The sequence below is a fragment of the Paenibacillus sp. fava2 genome (assembly GCF_058313675.1).
This window is the reverse complement of record NZ_CM177755.1, coordinates 1,064,019-1,082,671: the sequence shown is the minus strand read 5'-3', so window position 1 is coordinate 1,082,671 and position 18,653 is coordinate 1,064,019. Positions and strand designations below refer to the sequence as shown.

Here is an 18,653-nt window from a genome sequence, read left to right as displayed (position 1 = left end):
GGATTATCCTGCTGAACCGGCAATGTCTGACTTTTTCCCGCGTCCCATAAGACGTCTATAGCGCTTCTGCGCATAAAGAACCTCCGAGGCGGCGGAGACGGTATCCTTGACCTCACCCAGCACTGCTTTTGTCTCCTGCACACAGGCTTTCATCCGGCCGAACTCCGACTTCACCCCTGCCTGCCTGATTTTCGCCTCATCCAGCGTCACCTGGACATTTGCCTTCACCTCATCCACCGGCTTTTTGAGGCGGTCTACCGACTGCTTCACTCCATCCAGCGACTGCTTCAGGCCGTCGAGGCTGTTCTTAAATTCCTTAATCGGGTTACCCATGTCTATCCCTCCTGAATATCCTTTCCCTATACTTACCCAGAATGGAAATAGCGGATTCAGCATTTCGCCCGGTTTATATATGCACAATAATGAAGGATCTCTGGAACATTTAAGTACGAGACAGCCTGCTGCGCTCAGCGCGCCGAGCCGCGCAGCTCCGCACCTTCCTGCTTGCCGCTGCGCCGGAAGGAGTACAGCAGCCAGATGCAGGCGGCTGCCACGCCTGCCGCGCAGGCCAGGAACATAGCCCTGTATGTCCCTCCCTCTCCGGCAATCCCGCCTCCAATAACCAGGCCGCCTGCCGCCGTGCCGAGCATCATCCCGATATTACGGGATAATGCGAGTATGCTGCTGACCATACCCAGCCTTTCTTTGGCGGCAAGACCCATAACTATACTGGTGTTGGGTGAGGTTATCATACCCATCGCACAACCCAGCAGCAGCACAGGCAGGAACATCGAGCCTGCACCAAGCGCCGGGGCGGCGAACCCCAGCGCCAGCAGTGTGGCGCTCATGAGCAGAAGTCCGGCCGCCAGAATGCCGAGCGGGCCCTTGCGGTCTGCAATCCCCCCACTTAACGGGGCCGTCACCACAAGTGCCAGCGGATACCCGATCATGATCAAACCGATCCAAGCAGGTTCGGCCCCGGACAGCCGCAGCACCGCAGGCAGAGCCAGCTGTGCTGTAAAAGCCGTCATATACGTAATCACCGTAATGGCAATTCCCATGACAAAGTTTCGGTCGGCAAATCTTCCTTTTCCGGGTACTGCAGAAGCTGGCCTATCCCGGCCAAACCCCGGGCCAGCCTCCACGGACTCCTTAGCCTCCACTTCAACAACAGGCCGCTTCTCCCTCCGGCCCGCTGCACGGGTATGAGAGGCATAAGCGGCACCTGTTCCTGCCGAAGCCGCGAACAGCAGCAACACCGGCAGTGATAAGAACGAAGTCCGGCCGCCGAGATCCAGAGCAAGCATCAGCGCAGACAGGGCAACAGCGAACCAGACGGCTCTGCCTAGATTCAGTCTGCCTCCCGCTGTTTCCATATCCGGAGGAATTAGCAGATGCGCGAGCCCCCCTACAACTCCGGCTACTGCGGCCAGCAGCCAGAAATTGCTCTCCCAGGATAACCACTGGATCAGGAAGCCGCCAAGTGCCGGTCCGGCCATAGAGCCTGCGGCTACAAAAGTGCTCATCAGACCGAGCGCCCGCCCCCGCTGCTCCCCGGGAAACACAGAGACAATCAGGGCCATATTAGTGGCCTGGTACATCGAGGCGCCAACTCCCTGAATGACTCTGAAGACCAGCAGCAGCACCGCATTCGGAGCCAAGGCGCAGCCCAGCGCTCCGAATGCAAAAGCAAACAGGCCGAAGTTATGCACCTTCCTGCGCCCGAGCATATCCCCCAGTCTGCCCATCACGGGCAGCAGTACCGAAATGACGAGCAGGTAGATGCTCACCACCCACTGGGCGGAGGCCACCGGGATATTCAAATCCGTTGAAATATCGACCAGCGCGATATTGAACATGCCGGCAGACAGGTTGGACAGAAATGCGCCCAGACAGATGACTACCTTTACGGGTGAAAGGTTTACCCGCTTAGCCGGGGAATTCATAGAATCTTTTGCAGTGCAGACTGACTCCAGATGTTCCAATTCTCCTCTACTTCAGCTGCCGAAGAGACTAAGCCGAAATAGCCCTTCATGTTCTCCACAGTCATCTCATGCGCCGCCCGGGAGTACGAGGCACAGGCATCCTCTGCCAGTACAATATGGTAATCCCGCATAAAGCCGTCGCGCGCCGTTGATTCCACACATACGTTAGTGCTTACTCCGGTCATGATCAGCGTTTCAATCCGCAGCGTCCGCAGTACAGAATCGAGCCGAGTATTGATAAAGGCGCTGTAACGGTGTTTGTTGACTACAATCTCATCCGCAAGCGGCGTTACTTCAAAAAACTCCGCCCCCCAGCTCCCCCTCCGGCATACCCCCAGCGAACCGCGTCCGGAACGCGAGACCCATACCTGCGAATCCGTGGCTCTTTCATGGAACGTCTGGATATAAATAACCGGGACATCATGCGCTCTTGCCGCCGCAATCAGCCCGTGCAGCCGCGGCATCATCTCTTTTACAGCGGATACATCATTCCCTCCTGAGGCAAGCACACCTTCCGGGTGGCAATAATCATTCTGTACATCTACTATTATGAGCGCTGTTCTTTCCGGCATAATCAGATCTGCTGTTAATTCCATATCGTCACCTCTTCTTTATTTGGGGGAACCCCGTTGCTACATGCTCAGTTCCCGTTTGTCTTGTTGACGAACTGCATATCCACAAGCCCGTCGTAGGTATATTCGCCATTAAAAATCCCTGTCTTGATCATCACATTCATATCCTTATCGAGCGCTTCCTCCGAGATGATCCCGTCCGGACTCCACAGCTGATCTTCGAACGCCCGGTCAAGCGCAGCCTGCGCTGCCGTATCCGAAAGGGTCGGGAACTCGGCCTTCAGCACCTTCATTGCTATCTCCTGATCCTCCTGAATCACCTTCAGCGCTTTAACGACTGCATTTACTGCCTTCTGAACCGTTTCCGGATCCTTTTCAATCGTCGATTTCTTCACGCTAAGGACTGAATACGCATAGTCACCCATGTCATGAAATTTATAAAACGGCTCGTCCCATACCCCCTTCTCCATCCCGTCACTGATCTGCGGCTCTGCACCGTTCGCAATATCCGCAGCTCCCTGCTGCACCATCGCTACAACCGTCGAGCCGTCTGCCGGCTCCAGCAGCTGTACATCCTTTTTGGGATCAAGACCGAGCTCCAGCAGTAAATACTGGGTCAGCAGATTCGGTGTTCCTCCATGCCGTCCGGCATTTACTTTTTTGCCCTCTATAAAAGCTTTTAATTCCTCATTCGAACCGCCTGCCGGTGCCGTACCCTTTTTGGCCATCAGATAGACATTCGCACGGTTGACGACATTGCTTACCGAGATAATCGGATCCGAATTGCCGATGTTCGCCAAGGCGTTCGACTCCGGCCCCCCGATGACCCCCCACGCATCCCCGCTGACTACCGATGTGACATGCGCACCGCCCGCAGCCTGCAGCATTTCCACCTCAAGCCCTTCTTCCTCAAAATAGCCTTCCCGCTGGGCGACATAGAGCGGCAGATAACCGGTGTAGTGAAGGGGCTCGGCGATGATGAGCTTCTTCAGCCCCTTATCTGCAGTGGCGGCGTCGGCATCAGTGGCCCCATCGGCACCGCAGCCTGACAGCAGAATCATACCGGAGATAACCAGCAGGACGGCGGGCAGCTTGAACCTACGTGTGTTTTTCATTCATTTCTCCCCTTTTGGATAAATAATCTATAATGATTTCTGCTACGCCTTCTTCATTCCGTAACCTTTGGACAGCCATTTTTCCAGCAGCACGACTCCCATATACATCACCATGGACAATACTGACAGGACTACAACCCCTACCCAGACCAGATTGATGTCCAGAATCGTTCCGGCATAAATGACCATCCGCCCGATCCCGTGGCTTGAAGCAATAAACTCTCCGACAATGGCTCCGGCAAGCGACAGGGCAATATTAATCCGTAGACTGCTGATCATCCACGGCATTGCCCACGGAATCACTACTTTTGTAAACACCTGATGTCTCTTGGCGCCGAGGGAGTACATCAGCTTCTCCATATCCTTGTCCACACTCTGTACACCGCTGTGCGCCGACAAGGCGGCGACCACTACTGTCATGGCAAATGCCAGCGCCACCTTCGAGAAGAATCCGATACCAAGCAGAATGACCAGCACCGGAGCCAGTGCCAGCTTCGGCATGGCATTCAGCAGGATCAGAAACGGCTCGCTAATTCCGGCAAATTTACGCGACCACCAGAAGGAGAGACCCAGCAGTGATCCAATCAGAGTGCCGCCTACAAATCCGAGAATCGTTGAGCTGGAGGTGTAGGCGATATCCTCAAGCAGCGTCCCTTGCGTGATCTGCGTCCAGGTTGTGGTAAGAATTCGCACCGGACTGCTCCAGTAGTACGCATCCATCCAGCCGATCCGCGTAAACAGCTCCCAGCAGAGTACAATCAGCAGGGCGACTGTCAGGCGTCCGAAACTGATTACCCTTTTGGTACGGCGGACCATTGCTTCTTCGTCCTGAATGAACGGCTCCACCTGCTTTTTCTCCGGCCTGGGCACCGCCGGCCCGGCAGCTTCAAGCTTGTGGATGATATACCCCTTCTTTTGCACACTCTCCATTCTGTTCTCCCCCTTAAGGTTGTAAGTATTAATTAATCCGGCTTCCTTCAGGTATCTGCCCTTCAGGAAATATGAGCAGACGGCTTGCCGGAGAGCAGATCCAGCAGATGGGCCTTGAGCTCCATGAAAGAAGCAGACACAGTATCTTCCATATGCCTCGGGCGCGGCATGTCCACCGAAATTTTGGAGATGATTCTTCCGGGACGTCCCGAGAACACATAAATGTCATCCGACAGGTATATCGCCTCGTCAATATCATGGGTGACAAAGAGCACCGTCTTCCGGAAGTCCTCCCAGATTTCCAGCAGCCAGTTCTGCATCGTCAGCCGGGTCTGGGCATCGAGCGCACCGAAGGGCTCGTCCAGCAAAATAATATCCCGGTCATACAGCAGTGTCCGCAGCAGCGCCGCCCGCTGCCGCATGCCGCCGGACAGCTCTGCGGGATAATGCCCACCGAACCCCTTCAGCCCGTAGCGGTCCATGAGTGGCTGGGCCCGGGCTACGGCTTCTTTGCGCGGCACACCGCGGATTTCCATTCCGAGAATGATGTTGTCGAGAATCGTCCGCCAAGGCAGCAGCATGTCTTTTTGCAGCATATAGCCCACATGCCCGGTCTTTCCGATAATATCCTCCCCGTCAGCCAGCACACGGCCCGTGGATGGAGGCATGAGACCCGCTATGATATTGAAAAGTGTCGATTTCCCGCAGCCGCTGGGGCCGATGATGCTGACGAACCTGCCCTCTTCAATCGATAGATTCGTCTCTTGCATAGCGATAATCTCCTGCCCATCCCGGCGGAACCACTTGCTTACTCCGGCAATTTCAATCTTTGTCTTCATCCCATCGCCTCGCTTTCCAGTCTCTAAATATGCAAAAAGCCGTCAGCTTTAGACAGAGCCCAAGGGCTCATGTCTGAAAACTGACGGCAGGCCGGCTCTCATGACAGATCAGAGTTCCAACGTAACGTTCAGGTACTGCTCCAGGTCCTTCTCCAAAATTATGATCGTACCGGAATACTCGGTCTCCACATCATAATCTTTAAGAACGGCCTTGATATTCAATTGAAATTCATCCATAAACGCCTGCTTAATCTCCTTCTTGAACACTTCATGCAGCACCAGATTAATCTCGCGTCCGGCCGAAGCATGATGGGTATCAAGCACTTTGAGAACGGGAACCCGGCTGTTAACGGATAAGATAATAATCTTGTTCCCTACAAAATCGACCTTCTGCTGCTTAACGCCAGCGTTGAACAGCTTCTTGTTGATCTCGTTGTACACCCTTAGAATATCCTGTTTCCATTGTCCAGCGGAAGCGATCATGGCGATCACACCTTTATAGCTCATAGTAATGTTACATAATACTACACAAGAACCGAAAACCGTGTTATCACCTATCACTTATACATCATTATAGATAAAAAGATAGAGTTGTCAACCGAAATAATGTCATATTTATTAACTCAGAGAAATAAAAAGCATTTAAATGTAAGGTATAGTATCACAAGATTCCCATTAATCCATACAGATGCAAATGCCCCCGAGTCTGACAGGATACCCCTGCCACTCCCTGACCTGTACTCGTCCCCTGTAAGCGAAGGAGGATTTAGGGTATACAGGAGCGGAATCTTTTAGCCGCGAAGCTCTTGCAGCAGCGCCATTATCGTATCTTCCTCCACCGGAACAGAATAAGAGCCATCCGCAAATGACTTCATCGCCCCGATCCCATCCTGGAAAACAAAGCGGATTTGTCCGCTGCGCACTTTTTTATCGGTATACATCTTCTCCACCAGCATCCGGTTCGTAATGGACGAAGGCACTTCCGTAGGCAGGCCTGCCCTCCGCAGCAGAGCTTCGACCCGCCCGGCTTCATCACTGGTCATATACCCGAGCTTCACTCCGAGTCTCGCCTGGATTACGAGCCCCACGGCAATAGCTTCCCCGTGCAGCAGTTCATACCCGCTGACCGCTTCCAGCGCCCTCCCGGCCGTATGGCCGAGGTTCAAGATCTGCCGCAGATTGCTCTCATGCTCGTCCTGCTGGACTACCTCATATTTGATCCGGCAGTTATGCAGCGCAATCTCTTCGCAGATTTCAGGATCCAGGATCAGCTCACCGTCCGGTGTAACAACCCTGCTGATATTCTCCTCGAGATAACGGAAAAATCCGGCATCCGCCAGGCAGGCATGCTTAATCGTCTCGGCCAGACCGCTTCGGAACTCACGGACCGGAAGCGTGCGCCAGGCGGCCAGATCAATATACACCTTGCGCGGCTGATGGAAAACGCCAATCAGATTGGTTGCAACCGGCGTATTCACGCCGGTTTTGCCGCCGACGGATGCATCGGCCGCTGCCAGCAGTGTCGTTGCATAGTTCAGGCTCGGAACCCCGCGGCCGAAGGTTCCGGCCAGAAAACCGGCCAGATCCGTAACCGCCCCGCCGCCTACTGCGATGATGCAGCAGTCCCTCCCGTAGGAATGGCTCAGCAGCTGGTCTTCCAGCAGCGCTTTGGTCTCGCGGGTCTTGGATTTCTCGCCCGCAGGGAAGGCGAACAGCTCTGCCGCAAAGCCATGCTCGCGCAGCAGCTCCAGCAGCGGACGCCCGTACAGCGGCTCAACGGAAGAATCCGTAATCACAGCAAACTTGCTTACGCCGGGGACAAGCCCCAGCTGCAGATCGCGGATCAGCGAGGGAAACAGCTTTTCACCAATTTCAATTGCGTAAGAGTGATCGACCCTCTTTTTCAGTACAACCTCGAAGCTCCGGGACATCGCTTTTCCTCCTTTTTTTCTCCTGCTCAAGCAACTCTCCTGCCGTAATTCCTGTCATCCATACAGCGGGGCTGTCACCATCTTCATATATTTGGCCAGATCTGCTCTGGCCTGTCCGTTCTGCTGCCATACTCCCAGATTCCAGCACATAAACCGGAGGCCAAGGAAGCGGGATGCCGCCCGGAACAGCATGGCATAATGCTGCTGCGGGATTTCGCAGCCCAAGCGGCCAAGATGTCTCCGGTAATCCTCTGCCTGCTGCAGCGTCCCGCAGCGCATGGGGATATCCATGAACAGTGAGCCGTAGCGTGCCTCTTCCCAGTCGATGTAACAAACCTCCACATTGTCCTTTACAAGAACATTGCCCGGGTTCAGATCATTATGGATCATCGTATACGTATCTGTATCATGGATTACCGGTATCATGTCCTTTACAACCCTTTCGGCTATCGCCTCAATTGCCGAAAGGGTTTCTAGCCCGAATGCTTCGGCAAAAGCCGGATTCTGCCTGGCATATTCCCAGGAAACGCTCCAGTTTGCATGAATGACCTCCGACAGATAGGCTTCGTTAACCTGCGGCAGCCACGGCAGATCGCATCTGCAGCCAAGATTCACATAATGGATATACGCCAGCGCCTCCATCTCCTTATGCTGTAGTGCAGGCACATTCAGCCTGCCGTAATCGGTCCGGCAGTCTGCATCTTCAATGCACAAAAGGCTTCGTCCTTCATGCAGCGGCTGGCCCGAGAGGCTGAACGGAACCTTCGCCCCCTGCGAATAGAGCCTGGAGAGTGCCGAACGCTCAACAAAGGTAGCCTGCTTCGTGATCAGCGAGACCTCCTCTTTCGGAGCGGCTCTGCCTGTCATTCCCGGCCCGGACTGAAGCCAGACTTTATTGCGCGTCAGCTCAACGGCCTTTGACCCCAGATTCATAGGGGTGCTCTCGATCTCCAGCACTTCAGCTGCGGATGAGATAAAGCAATAGACTGTATCCTTGATCAGGCCAATCCTTTTGCTGCTGTCGGTCAATTGCATAGGCACTCTTCCTTCATTGTAATGGACTTACTGGTTGTTTCGAATATAGGTATGATCAGCAAAGCTTGCGGTACGTACAAACTGATTCCTTTCGTAAAATCTCAGGGCACCCTTATTGCTGGCAGCCACCCGCAGATAAATGTTATTTTCGCCCGGCCTTTGCTTCATTCGATTGATGCAACGGTTCACGATGCTCTTCCCGTACCCTCTGTTCTGCAGCTCCGGCGCAACTACCAGATCACGGATAAAATCTCCGTCGGCAATGTATGCGCCCGCCAGCCTGTCCCGAAGCCAGAATGACCGGACCTGGCCCGAAGCTTCGTATGCATCCAGCATTTCCCTGAACGATTCAGGCCCTCTGCTGCACTGGTCCGTCTCCCAGCCGTTTTCAATCCTTAGCTGCTCGTAGGCAGTATCGAACAGATCAATGAACGAACCCAGCATTTCCGGAGTAAACCCCCGTTCGGTCAGCAAAGAGCCGTCTCCGGTATACTCTTGATTATCGTTCACATACTGCAGCTGATAGCCCTCCAGATCAGACACAAATCCAAGCTCTCTTACAAACTTTATAATTTCAGTGTTGTTTCCATAAACGTTAAAGCAGATTTCCCGCTGCTCCCCCGGCTGCAGGTAAGGAGAGATTCTGTCATTTATCAAATTCAACAGTACGCCAGGCTCCCCGCATTGGCTGAATGCAGCGTAGGCTATCACACAACCGGTATCTTCCGCCAGACACAACACTCCCTGGTTAATCCCGGATTCCCCGTAATATAACACCGTAACTCCGTTACGTTCAAAAGCGGACTGTACATACTCCAATGCCCCTACGGAGATCAGCGAAATCAGCTGTAAAATCCGGTTATTACGCTCCTCCATTATTCATATGCTCCTTCCGGATCATCGTCCGGTAGACGAATTTGGGAAGCGCCGCCTGTCTGCGCCAGCGGGACTTCTGGCCTTTGGCTACAGGTGAAAAAAGCAGCCGGTGAGCCCACTCCAGATTGAGCTTTTTCCAGATGGCGGGAGCCGGCTTCACCTTGCCCGAGATGACGTCCAGGCTGCCGCCTACTCCGAATGCCAGCTTTACCCCCTCCAGCTCTCCGCGGTGATTATGCAGCCACTTATCTGAATAAGGCGCCCCCATGGCAAGGATCAGCACATCCGGCTTGCTTCTCCGGATATCGGCTATGATGTCCGGTTCATCCTCCGCGCTGAAAAAACCGTGGTGCCGGCCTGCAAGCTTCACCTGCGGATAACTGCGGGCAATCTGTTCCACTGCCTGCACGCTTGTCCGCTCATCCGTCCCCAGAAAATAAAAGCTCCACCCCTGCTCATTCCCTTCTGCAAGCAGCCGCAGTAGCAGATCATAGCCGGTGACGCGTTCTGGGACGGGTTCACCTTTTCTTTTGGCCGCAAGCACAATCCCGATGCCGTCGGGTACAACCAGATCTGCTGAGCGGATAATCTCCTGCAACAGCGGATCTGACTGGCTAGCCAGTGTAATTTCAGGATTAGCTGTAATCAGATGAAACAATCCGAAGGGCTCCTTGCCGATTTGCTCAGCGAGACAGGCCACCGTCCCGTCAAGCGTCAGTCTGGAAAACGGCACACCCAGAATCAAAACATAATCGCTCATATATTAACCTCCCAGTCTTCCAATACGCTCCAGGTCATAGCAGGCTCTCCCTGCAGCGAATGCATAGTGCCCGTAAAGATAGATTCGTTACGTATCCCATTCTCAAAATAATGCTGCAGCACAGCGCGGGTTGACGCCGTAACATGCATGCCGCCAAGCCTGCCGGCTTCGAGCCACAGCAGCTCTCCTTCTTCACCGGAAACCAGCCGGCTTCCAGGTGCAACAATGCCCATGAATATGTACTGCATGCGGATCTCCTGCCCGGCCTTGAGCCGGCTAATGATGTAGCGGAGCTTCAAGCCTCCGACATCCGGCCCCGCAAGCCCTGTTTCTTCTGCAATTTCCCGCACACACGCCAGCTGCGGATCGCCGAATTCCCCTTCCTCTATATGGCCTCCAATAGGAACCAGATGTCCGCCCAGAAAACGGCTGCCGCTCTTTTTTTGCAGAAACAGCATTTCTCCGGCTTCATTAAACAAAAAAGCAACTGCCATCTGCCTGAGCCGCATACTAAATCACTCCACTCCCCGGATACGAACACGCAGGAAAATTATACCACAGTACATTCCAGCCAATCAGCCAAAAAAGCCATATGCAGGAAAAGTATTCCCGGCAGGTGAATAAGAGTACAAGCTTAATCTATTGGAGGCTGATAAAATGTTGATTAATGTGCTTGATAAGGGATACGTCCGGCTTGTAGATCATATGGGCAGTGATCTGACCGTTGTGAATGCAGCAAGGGTTTCTTATGCCAAACAATCGGAGGAGCTTAGCGAAAAGGATATCCGGCTGATCCAATTTCTGGCCCGGGAAGGGCATACTTCACCGTTCAGACATGCTGTCATCCAGTTTGAAATCTATGCGCCGCTGATGGTCGCCAGGCAGTGGTGGAAGTATGTGGTCGGTTCGGCCCATTACGAGGGTACCGGTGACAGCCTGGAGGCCTGGAATGAGTCCAGCCGCAGGTATATCACGGAGGAGCCGGCCTTTTACCTGCCTGCGGGCGGAGAGTGGAGGAGTGCGCCGGAGAATTCCAAGCAGGGCAGCGGCAGCCTGATTGCCTGGGAGCTTGGGGAGAAATATACGAAAGAGCTGATGGACTACACCGGGCTGGGTATGCAAAAATACGAGGCCGCCCTCGCGGACGGCATCTGTGCAGAGCAGGCACGCCTGTTCCTCCCTGCCTACGGCCTGTATGTCCGCTGGTACTGGACGGCATCCCTGCAATCGGCCGCCCATTTCCTGCAGCAGCGGCTGGAGCATGATGCCCAGAAGGAAATTCAGGATTATGCCAAAGCCATCCTCAGCGTAGTAAAAACGTTATTCCCGGTTACTGCGGACGAGCTGCTGTCACGCTGACTGTCAGTTGTCCTCTGTGCGGAAATCCCGCAAACCGGCACGAACAAAAAAACACCCCTGCATTAAGACTGCAGGGGTGCTGCTTCATTGCATAAAGTTCATTATTCAGTAAGCTTTAACAACCTGCTCCTCCACAAACCTGCCGACACGTTCCGTATATTCAGCCCACCGGTGATCCTTATTTTCTATAACCAGCTTCGGAATATCCCATGCGTCCACTACCGGCCGGACGAATGCCTGACTGCCGCCCCACAACGCAGCGGCCTCCCGGAAATCCTCATCGGTGTGCAGCGAGACGGGTCCCCATTCATTGCCGCGCACACTGCAGATAAACCGCCACTGGGCCTCCACATCCAGCTGGTAGAAATAGATCAGCACCGGGTTCAGCGCGGCCAATATATCCTGCAGCGACGCGGTCATTTTAGCCAATTCAGGCAAGGCCATGCCCATATGATGAGCATAGCTAATAGCATCCTGAAACAGCACACTTTCAATAATCGTTACTTCATCGCTGCTTCCAAGCCGCTCCTTCACAAATCTCCGGAACACAGCCTCAAGCTGTGTCCTAAACAGGCCAGCCTGTTCCTCATCCGCCAGGGAAGTGAATTCATACCCCCGGATAAACAGCGGATGGTTTTCCTCCAGCTCCAAAATGCACCTGCTCACCACTCCCTGTGACGTAAGCAGCTCTGCAACGGAAGAGGCACAGGTTGTTTTACCGGAGCCCGGCATACCGTCGATGATAATCAACCGTTTAATAGACGTTGTCATTTTTGCCACCTCCAATCTGTTCCCTGGTCAGCACGTACATCTCTTCTCCGTTACAGTCCGCGTAATCTCCAGCCAGGCCTTCGAGCACACGGTCCAATGTGAAGCCGAGCCTGCCAAGAATCGTAACAGAGGCTGTATTTCGCGGGTCGGCCTTGGCGTATAACCGGTCCAGCCCGACTACCCCAAAGGTATATTCCGCCAAGGCCGCAGCCGCTTCAGCAGCATACCCCCGGCCCCAGTACTGTCTTCCGATCAGATAATACAGCTCTTTGTCAGGCGGGCAAAAATCAAGTGTGCCTACACCGCACCAGCCGATGAATGCACCGGACTCTTTTTCCCGGATGGCGAACGAATATTTAAAGGCTTCATCAAACGGTGTATCGTAGCTGCTGATCAGCCAGTCAAAAACCCCCTGATACTCCTCAGCGGAAAAGACATCCATATGCATATAAGTAAGCACTTCCGGGTCCTGCATCAGCTCAAACGATTCCTGCAGATCACTTTGGATGTACGGGCGGATAAGTAGCCGCTCCGTTTCCAGGCGCATCACAGATAGAGCCTCTATCATGGCAATTCCTCCTGTTTCTTTCAGGCAATATGTGCTAAGCATAATCCGGCGCGCCGGCAGGTGCCAATGTAGAGTTTGATTTTAACCGAGTTTACCCGCTGCTTATAACAGTCGGAGGCTTCTTAATCAAGAGTCACCGCGTCATATAAGGCTTCATCGATCCCCTCAATAAAAGGCGTCCAGTCCCCAGAGGAATAGAGCATCAATTGATGCATCGCACGCGTACATGCTGTATAAAAAAGCTTCCGCTCACTCTCCCGCCGGTACGTCTGCGCAGAAGCGTCATAGATCAGCACGGCATCGAATTCGACTCCTTTGGCGAGGTAGGCGGGGAGGACCAGGATTCCTTTTTCAAAAGTGAGCGTATCCTTCGTAACCAGCCTCAGGCCTATAGCGCCGTGTGAAGAGAGTGCCTCATAGGCTTCGCGGCTTTCGTCAGCTGTTTTGGTAATGACTGCAATGGAATCGAGGCCTTCCGCCTTGAGCGCAGCAATATCCTTCATCATCCGTAACGAACGTTCATCGGCACTGCCCAGCTTGGTGAGACACGGCTTCCTGCCCTCCCGCTCAAACGGAATGATCCCCGCCTCCGGCAGCAGCGATTTCGTAAACTCCACAATCTGGCGGGTGGAACGGTAGCTCCTGACAAGGGTGATCAGAGCTGTCTCTTCCTCACCATACAATTCCGTTAAAGAGGAGTCTGCTTCAGCCAGATTCGTCGCCTGCGGAAAAATCGCCTGCCCGAAGTCGCCGAGCACAGTCATCCTCGCCCTTGGAAACAGCTGCTTCAGAAAAGCATACTGAAACGGAGAGTAATCCTGACCTTCATCTATAAAGAGATGTCTGACAATGGTATTCGTCCGCGTCCCCTCAATGAGCTCCTTCAGGTACAGGAACGGGGTTGCATCCTCATAGAAAAGCTCAAGCCCATCCAGCTTCTCCCGGGTCTGCCCGCAAATATCAGGCCACAGCTCCGGCACAGCTGCAGTCCCCGTCATCTGCCGGTAAGCCTCATCATCCTCCGCAAACAGCTGGCTGTAAAGTCCGGTTACATCTATAAATTTCAGGCGTCTGACCTCCCGCTTCAGCGGCTTAAAGCTCTCCTTCACAATCAGCCGCAGCAGCAGCTCCTCCTCCTGATCGGCGTAGTCGAATACGTTCTCTTCACCCTGCTCTTGTCCGCGCAGCTCCCCGTAGATTTCCTCATATTGCTCTGCGAAATCGAAGACGGCCGACTGCCGCTGCACTTTTTTGAGCAAGGTGCTGTAGGCTTCGGCATATTGCTCGGTATCGAGATAATCCAGCTCATCCCGGGCCCAGTCCGCCTCCAGCTCCTTCACTTCAAGCGCCGCCAGCTCCCGCAGCAGCCAATCCCGCAGCAGGGTAATCCGGTTAGCCAGACGTATAGTAGGGGCATAGCTGTAGAACTGCGATTTCATCTGTGCCGCCGTAATCAGCTCACGGTCCCGGAAGCGGATGCTGCGGAATAACATGCCGTCCTGGCCCAGCCACAACGCGTAGCTGCGGAGCGCCTGCAAAAAATCACCGGATGCCTTATAGGTCATCCCGCTCATCCGCGCTTCATAACCCGGAGCCGTCTCCGGACTCATCGCATATTCGATCTGCGCGAACGGGTCCTCTAGCCGGAACTCTGTCCCCAGCCAGTGCTCCAGATATTCCTGGAAGGTCGTCTGCTGCATGTTCTCCTCTCCGAGCTCAGGCAGGACGGTGGATACATAGCTGTTGAACATCGAATTCGGCGAAAAAAGCACGATCTGGTCTGCCGTGATCCGGCCACGGTGCTTATACAGCAGATAGGCCACCCGCTGCAGCGCTGCGGAGGTTTTGCCGCTGCCGGCAGCGCCCTGGACAATAAGCATAAGGCTTTTGTCATCACGGATAATCGCATTCTGCTCCTTCTGGATCGTAGCTACAATGCTCTTCATCTGTGAATCAGCACCTTTGCCGAGCACCTGCTGCAGCAGCTCATCACCGATGGTCAGGCTTGTATCGAACACATTCTGGAGCTTGCTGCCCCGGATCTGATACTGCCGCTTCAGCGTCATCGTTCCTGTTATTTCTCCGCCCGGTGTCTCATAAGCTGCAGCGCCGGGTGAGTGGTCATAATACATACTGGCAATGGGCGTGCGCCAGTCATAGACCAGGAAGTCCAGGCCGTCTTCAGTGGCAAAAGAGGCTACACCAATGTAGATCGGTTCGCTGCCGCCCTGGTTCTCCTCCTGAAAATCAATGCGTCCGAAGTACGGGGACGGCAGCAGCCGCTTCATGCTCTTGTAACGCTGCATCCGCACCCGGTGGCTGCGCTCCCGCTCGGACAGCAGCGCCTCCTGCTGCTTGATGCTGTAAAAGGTCTCTTCAAAATCCTCGTCAGTGCTGGTATTAACGGTCACTTCCTCCCAGAACCGCTTACGGATCTCCGTTACCTGCTCCCGCAGTCCGGACACCTCCGGTTCAATTCCGGCAATGGCTGTCTGCAGCTCCTCCGTTACCAAATCCAGCCGCTCCTGCTCCCGCTGCCAATCCTCCGCATGAATCATCCGCTGACACACTCCTTTATTCATCTGGTCTGCCTTCTGCAAAAAATCAGGTTTGACAAAGCTTCAAATCCTATGGTAAGATTAAAGTATAAATAAGATGTAATACTTATGTCTTTATCCAAATGAAAATAGTGACGCTGTTTTACTATATCACAACGGATTTTATCGTGCAACGGATTTATTTATGTGGACCCGGCAGAGACTGCCGGGTTCTTTTTATTCAGCTGGAGATTTCGGCGGAGATTTTAGGCGCGGCTCCGCTCTGCTGATTGAACGGCCGGCCACTTCCCGTTATGATAAAAGTATCCATGTTTGCAGGAGGTTAACGATCAATGGCAGTATTCATGAACGAACAAATACGGGCGTCAGAGGTTGTACTGACCGGACTCCGGGGCGAGAAGCTCGGTGTTGTCTCCAGGGAGGAGGCGCTGGCGCTGGCCCGGTCCCAGGGGGCCGATCTGGTCTGCACCTCGCTGATGAGCAGCCCTCCGCCCTGCACCCTGATGCCCAAGGGCAAAGCAAAGGCTGCAGCCCAGAAGGAAGCGGCTTCCGCACGCAAGGCCGGTTCCGGCCAGGCCGCCGGGCGTAGCGGCGGCAAAGACAAGGTCAAGGTCAAGGAGCTGCGCTTCACCGCCCATATCGAGGAGCACGATTATGACACGAAGCTGCGTCAGGCGGACAAGCATCTGCGCTCCGGCAAGCCGGTGCTGCTGAATGTCCAGGCTTCCGGTGCCAAGGAAGCGGCCGCAGCCAAGGCCGTAATGGAGCGGCTGGTTGCCGATCTGAAGGAAGCCGGAGTCAAGGACACCGGTATCCAGAGCGGCGGCAAAGGCTCAAAGGTGCAGCTGAATCCGCGTTAAGCAACGCGGCAGCTAAAAAAAGGGCGTCATTACAGCCGGGATATGGCTGTAATGACGCCCTTTTGTTGCGGGGGGCAGCCGGGAGACATCTAACGGACTGAGATAACGTTATTCTGTGGTTTACCGGCTCATATAGCTGCAGCCTGGCGAGATTCAGACTCCACCACGGACAGCTACAACCAGCAACAGTCACACTCACACCACGTCCAGCTACAACCCAGCGATTAGTTGTACCCGGCAATATGAACAACTGGTATGCTGTGCATGCATAGACCAGCCCCGAATCAGCTTACTGTACTACTCCTTACTCCCTGCTCTCAAACCCTGATTCCGCCCCCCGCACAAACGACAGCACCACCTTGGTGCCCGCCCCTACTATACTCTCAATGGCGATCGAGCCTCCGTATCGCTCCATAATCGCCTTGGCGATGGCCAGCCCCAGTCCCGATCCGCCCTTTGCCCGGTTCCGCGACCCTTCCGCCCGGTAAAAGCGGTCAAAAATATGCGGGAGCTGCTCAGAAGAAATCCCGATTCCCGTATCTGTCACAGATATAATGACCTGATCCTGATCTGCCTTATGCGCAATACGCACACTGCCGCCTTCGGGGGTATATTTCAGCGCATTCTCCACAATATTGCGCAGCACCTGATAACAGGCACCGGCCGGCATCCGGACCGGCAATGGACCGGCATCGGTTACTTCACCTGCGCTCAAAGTGACACCGGGACCTACATGTACGGTCTGGGGCAGGAGCTCGCACAATACTTGCCGCACATCACACTCTTCCCCGGCTCCCTCCTGCTCCGGCTCCTCCGTCTCGGCCAGCAGCAGCAGCTGGGCAATTAGCTCCCTCATCCGGCCCGCCTCATCCATCATGTAGCCCAGGGATTCCTCCAGCACCTCCGGCGACTGCTTGCCCCAGCGCTGGATCATATGTGTATGTCCCTCAATGATGGCCAGCGGTGTCTTCAGCTCATGGGAAGCATCCGCCACAAAACGCCGCTGCTGGTCAAAGGACACACTGAGCTTTTGCAGCAGCGCATTAAAGGTCGCCCCCAGCTGGTGCAGCTCATCCTGCGCAGCAGGCAGCGCAAGCCGGTGCGACAGATTGTCCGCCCCGATGCTCTGCACCTCGCCGATCATGCTGCGGATCGGCTTCAGGGCGGAGCGGGCGACGAGCCACCCGGCCAGCGCTGCTGCCCCGGCAGCCAGCAGCAGGCCGAGCAGCAGCAGCCGGCCTACCTCGCGCGAGGCTGCCGCCGCTGCAGAATACCCGCTGTCAGCCAGCCGCAGGGTTACCGTGCCAAATGCCGGCAGGGTCAGGCTGCTTACCGCCTCATACTGCCCGGACCCTACACCGCCAAATACCGACGCGCCATTCTCTGCTGCTGCACCATCCGGCCTCGCCGTGTCCTTCCCTGTGCCTGCACCGGCTCCCAGCGCCGATCCCTCTTCTGCGAGTACCCGCCCTTTGGCATCCAGCAGCTGCAGCGTCTGTCCTTCATCCAGATCAGCGGCAAAGGAAGACAGATCCGGCTTCAGCACCGCTGCCGCCCCGCTCCCTCTGCCGAAGCCGGGCCTGAGCAGAGAAGGGAGGAAGGTAACCTCCTTAATCTGCAGCTCGAACTGCTTCAGCTTTTGGGTGAGCAGCTCTTTCTCCTGCTTCTGCGTCCATTGGCTGAAGGTAATATACACAAAGCCGCCAAGCACAGCCGCGACAATCAGGGAGGCCAGCGCAATGGATGCGCTGACCTTGCGGGAGAATGTCCACCTCTTCATTTTCCGTTCACCCTCCCCGTCAGTCCCTCAGAATATAACCGCTCCCGCGGACTGTATGGATCAGCTTGTCCGCGTAGCCCTCATCCACCTTCATGCGCAGATACCGGATATAGACATCCACCACATTGGTTTCGCCCTCATAGGAATAGCCCCAGACCAGATTCAGCAGCGCTTCCCGGTTCATCAGCCGGTTCTTGTTCTGCAGCAGGCAGCGAAGCAGCTCAAATTCACGCTGTGACAGCTCGATGTCCTGACCGGTGCGGGTTACCCGGTGTGAAGCTGCGCTGAGCGACAGGTCCTTGGCTTCCAGCAGATCCTCCGGCTCCCGGCTCTGCTGCAGCCGCCGCTGCAGGGAGCGCATCCGGGCGAGCAGCTCCTCGATGGCGAACGGCTTGGGCACATAATCATCCGCGCCGGTATCCAGCCCCCGCACCCGTTCGCTGATGGTATCGCGCGCGGTAATCATAATGATCGGCGTCTGCTTGACGGCGCGGATTCTTTTGCAGACCTCAATTCCGTTAATTCCCGGCAGGTTCAGATCAAGCAGAATAAGATCATAGCTCCCCTGCACTGCCTGCTCTGCACCGGCCAGACCGTCTCTGGCAACGGTAATGTCATAGCCCTCATAAGCCAGCTCCAGCTCCAGCAGCCGGACCATGGCCGCTTCATCCTCAATAATCAGGACATGCTCCTTCATACTCAAACGGTACTCCA

The 18,653-nt window shown here is 54.9% G+C and carries 19 protein-coding genes; 2 read left to right on the top strand and 17 right to left on the bottom strand.

Annotated features, from left to right (window positions below; translation table 11 throughout):
• Positions 1–3 precede the first annotated feature (3 nt).
• The 12 genes from AC4G46_RS04755 to AC4G46_RS04700 form a co-directional block, all read right to left on the bottom strand.
• Positions 4–333 (bottom strand): hypothetical protein, encoded by a 330-nt coding sequence (locus AC4G46_RS04755; protein ID WP_491126911.1) that lies wholly within the window; start codon positions 331–333, stop codon positions 4–6.
• A 134-nt stretch (positions 334–467) separates the two neighbouring features.
• The gene (locus AC4G46_RS04750) at positions 468–1,946 is read right to left on the bottom strand and encodes an MFS transporter (RefSeq protein WP_491126910.1); all 1,479 of its coding nucleotides are present in this window, start codon (positions 1,944–1,946) and stop codon (positions 468–470) included.
• Positions 1,943–2,581, bottom strand: coding sequence for a cysteine hydrolase family protein (locus tag AC4G46_RS04745; protein WP_491126909.1), 639 nt, complete (start codon positions 2,579–2,581; stop codon positions 1,943–1,945). Before AC4G46_RS04745 ends, AC4G46_RS04750 begins: the two co-directional genes overlap by 4 nt.
• Positions 2,582–2,625: 44 nt before the next feature.
• On the bottom strand, positions 2,626–3,672 hold the full coding sequence (locus tag AC4G46_RS04740; protein ID WP_491126908.1) for an ABC transporter substrate-binding protein: 1,047 nt from the start codon (positions 3,670–3,672) through the stop codon (positions 2,626–2,628).
• A gap of 42 nt (positions 3,673–3,714) precedes the next feature.
• Positions 3,715–4,488: an ABC transporter permease gene (locus AC4G46_RS04735; RefSeq protein ID WP_491128791.1), complete on the bottom strand. Its 774-nt coding sequence runs from the start codon at positions 4,486–4,488 to the stop codon at positions 3,715–3,717.
• Positions 4,489–4,664: 176 nt separating this feature from the next.
• Positions 4,665–5,441 (bottom strand): ABC transporter ATP-binding protein, encoded by a 777-nt coding sequence (locus tag AC4G46_RS04730; RefSeq protein WP_090716006.1) that lies wholly within the window; start codon positions 5,439–5,441, stop codon positions 4,665–4,667.
• 108 nt (positions 5,442–5,549) lie between these two features.
• A complete protein-coding gene (locus tag AC4G46_RS04725) occupies positions 5,550–5,948 on the bottom strand; it encodes a Na-translocating system protein MpsC family protein (protein ID WP_260510150.1) in 399 nt (132 codons plus the stop codon).
• Positions 5,949–6,232: 284 nt separating this feature from the next.
• On the bottom strand, positions 6,233–7,372 hold the full coding sequence (gene aroB, locus AC4G46_RS04720; RefSeq protein WP_491126907.1) for a 3-dehydroquinate synthase: 1,140 nt from the start codon (positions 7,370–7,372) through the stop codon (positions 6,233–6,235).
• Between the two features lie 54 nt (positions 7,373–7,426).
• A complete protein-coding gene (locus tag AC4G46_RS04715; protein ID WP_491126906.1) occupies positions 7,427–8,407 on the bottom strand; it encodes a phosphotransferase in 981 nt (326 codons plus the stop codon).
• A 27-nt stretch (positions 8,408–8,434) separates the two neighbouring features.
• Positions 8,435–9,283 (bottom strand): GNAT family N-acetyltransferase, encoded by an 849-nt coding sequence (locus AC4G46_RS04710; RefSeq protein WP_491126905.1) that lies wholly within the window; start codon positions 9,281–9,283, stop codon positions 8,435–8,437.
• The gene (locus tag AC4G46_RS04705) at positions 9,270–10,043 is read right to left on the bottom strand and encodes a WecB/TagA/CpsF family glycosyltransferase (RefSeq protein ID WP_491126904.1); all 774 of its coding nucleotides are present in this window, start codon (positions 10,041–10,043) and stop codon (positions 9,270–9,272) included. The genes AC4G46_RS04710 and AC4G46_RS04705 overlap by 14 nt, the downstream gene beginning before the upstream one ends.
• Positions 10,040–10,537: an NUDIX hydrolase gene (locus AC4G46_RS04700; RefSeq protein WP_491126903.1), complete on the bottom strand. Its 498-nt coding sequence runs from the start codon at positions 10,535–10,537 to the stop codon at positions 10,040–10,042. Before AC4G46_RS04700 ends, AC4G46_RS04705 begins: the two co-directional genes overlap by 4 nt.
• A gap of 163 nt (positions 10,538–10,700) precedes the next feature.
• On the opposite strand from AC4G46_RS04700, the gene thyX reads away from it, so the two are divergent.
• Positions 10,701–11,402 (top strand): FAD-dependent thymidylate synthase, encoded by a 702-nt coding sequence (gene thyX, locus AC4G46_RS04695; RefSeq protein WP_491126902.1) that lies wholly within the window; start codon positions 10,701–10,703, stop codon positions 11,400–11,402.
• Between the two features lie 105 nt (positions 11,403–11,507).
• Here thyX and AC4G46_RS04690 read toward each other — a convergent pair whose 3' ends face one another.
• From AC4G46_RS04690 to helD, 3 genes are all read right to left on the bottom strand, one after another.
• Positions 11,508–12,173: a P-loop NTPase family protein gene (locus AC4G46_RS04690; protein WP_491126901.1), complete on the bottom strand. Its 666-nt coding sequence runs from the start codon at positions 12,171–12,173 to the stop codon at positions 11,508–11,510.
• Positions 12,157–12,741, bottom strand: a complete 585-nt coding sequence (locus AC4G46_RS04685; RefSeq protein ID WP_491126900.1) for a GNAT family N-acetyltransferase — start codon at positions 12,739–12,741, stop codon at positions 12,157–12,159. Before AC4G46_RS04685 ends, AC4G46_RS04690 begins: the two co-directional genes overlap by 17 nt.
• Before the next feature lie 122 nt (positions 12,742–12,863).
• Positions 12,864–15,323, bottom strand: a complete 2,460-nt coding sequence (gene helD, locus AC4G46_RS04680; protein WP_491126899.1) for an RNA polymerase recycling motor HelD — start codon at positions 15,321–15,323, stop codon at positions 12,864–12,866.
• 308 nt (positions 15,324–15,631) lie between these two features.
• On the opposite strand from helD, the gene infC reads away from it, so the two are divergent.
• Positions 15,632–16,159, top strand: a complete 528-nt coding sequence (infC, locus tag AC4G46_RS04675) for a translation initiation factor IF-3 (RefSeq protein ID WP_491126898.1) — start codon at positions 15,632–15,634, stop codon at positions 16,157–16,159.
• Positions 16,160–16,463: 304 nt separating this feature from the next.
• On the opposite strand, the gene AC4G46_RS04670 is transcribed toward infC, so the two are convergent.
• Together AC4G46_RS04670 and AC4G46_RS04665 are read right to left on the bottom strand one after the other, a co-directional pair.
• Complete coding sequence (locus AC4G46_RS04670) at positions 16,464–17,939, bottom strand: sensor histidine kinase (protein ID WP_491126897.1); 1,476 nt, start codon at positions 17,937–17,939, stop codon at positions 16,464–16,466.
• A 19-nt stretch (positions 17,940–17,958) separates the two neighbouring features.
• Positions 17,959–18,636, bottom strand: coding sequence for a response regulator transcription factor (locus AC4G46_RS04665; protein WP_491128790.1), 678 nt, complete (start codon positions 18,634–18,636; stop codon positions 17,959–17,961).
• Positions 18,637–18,653: the final 17 nt, after the last annotated feature.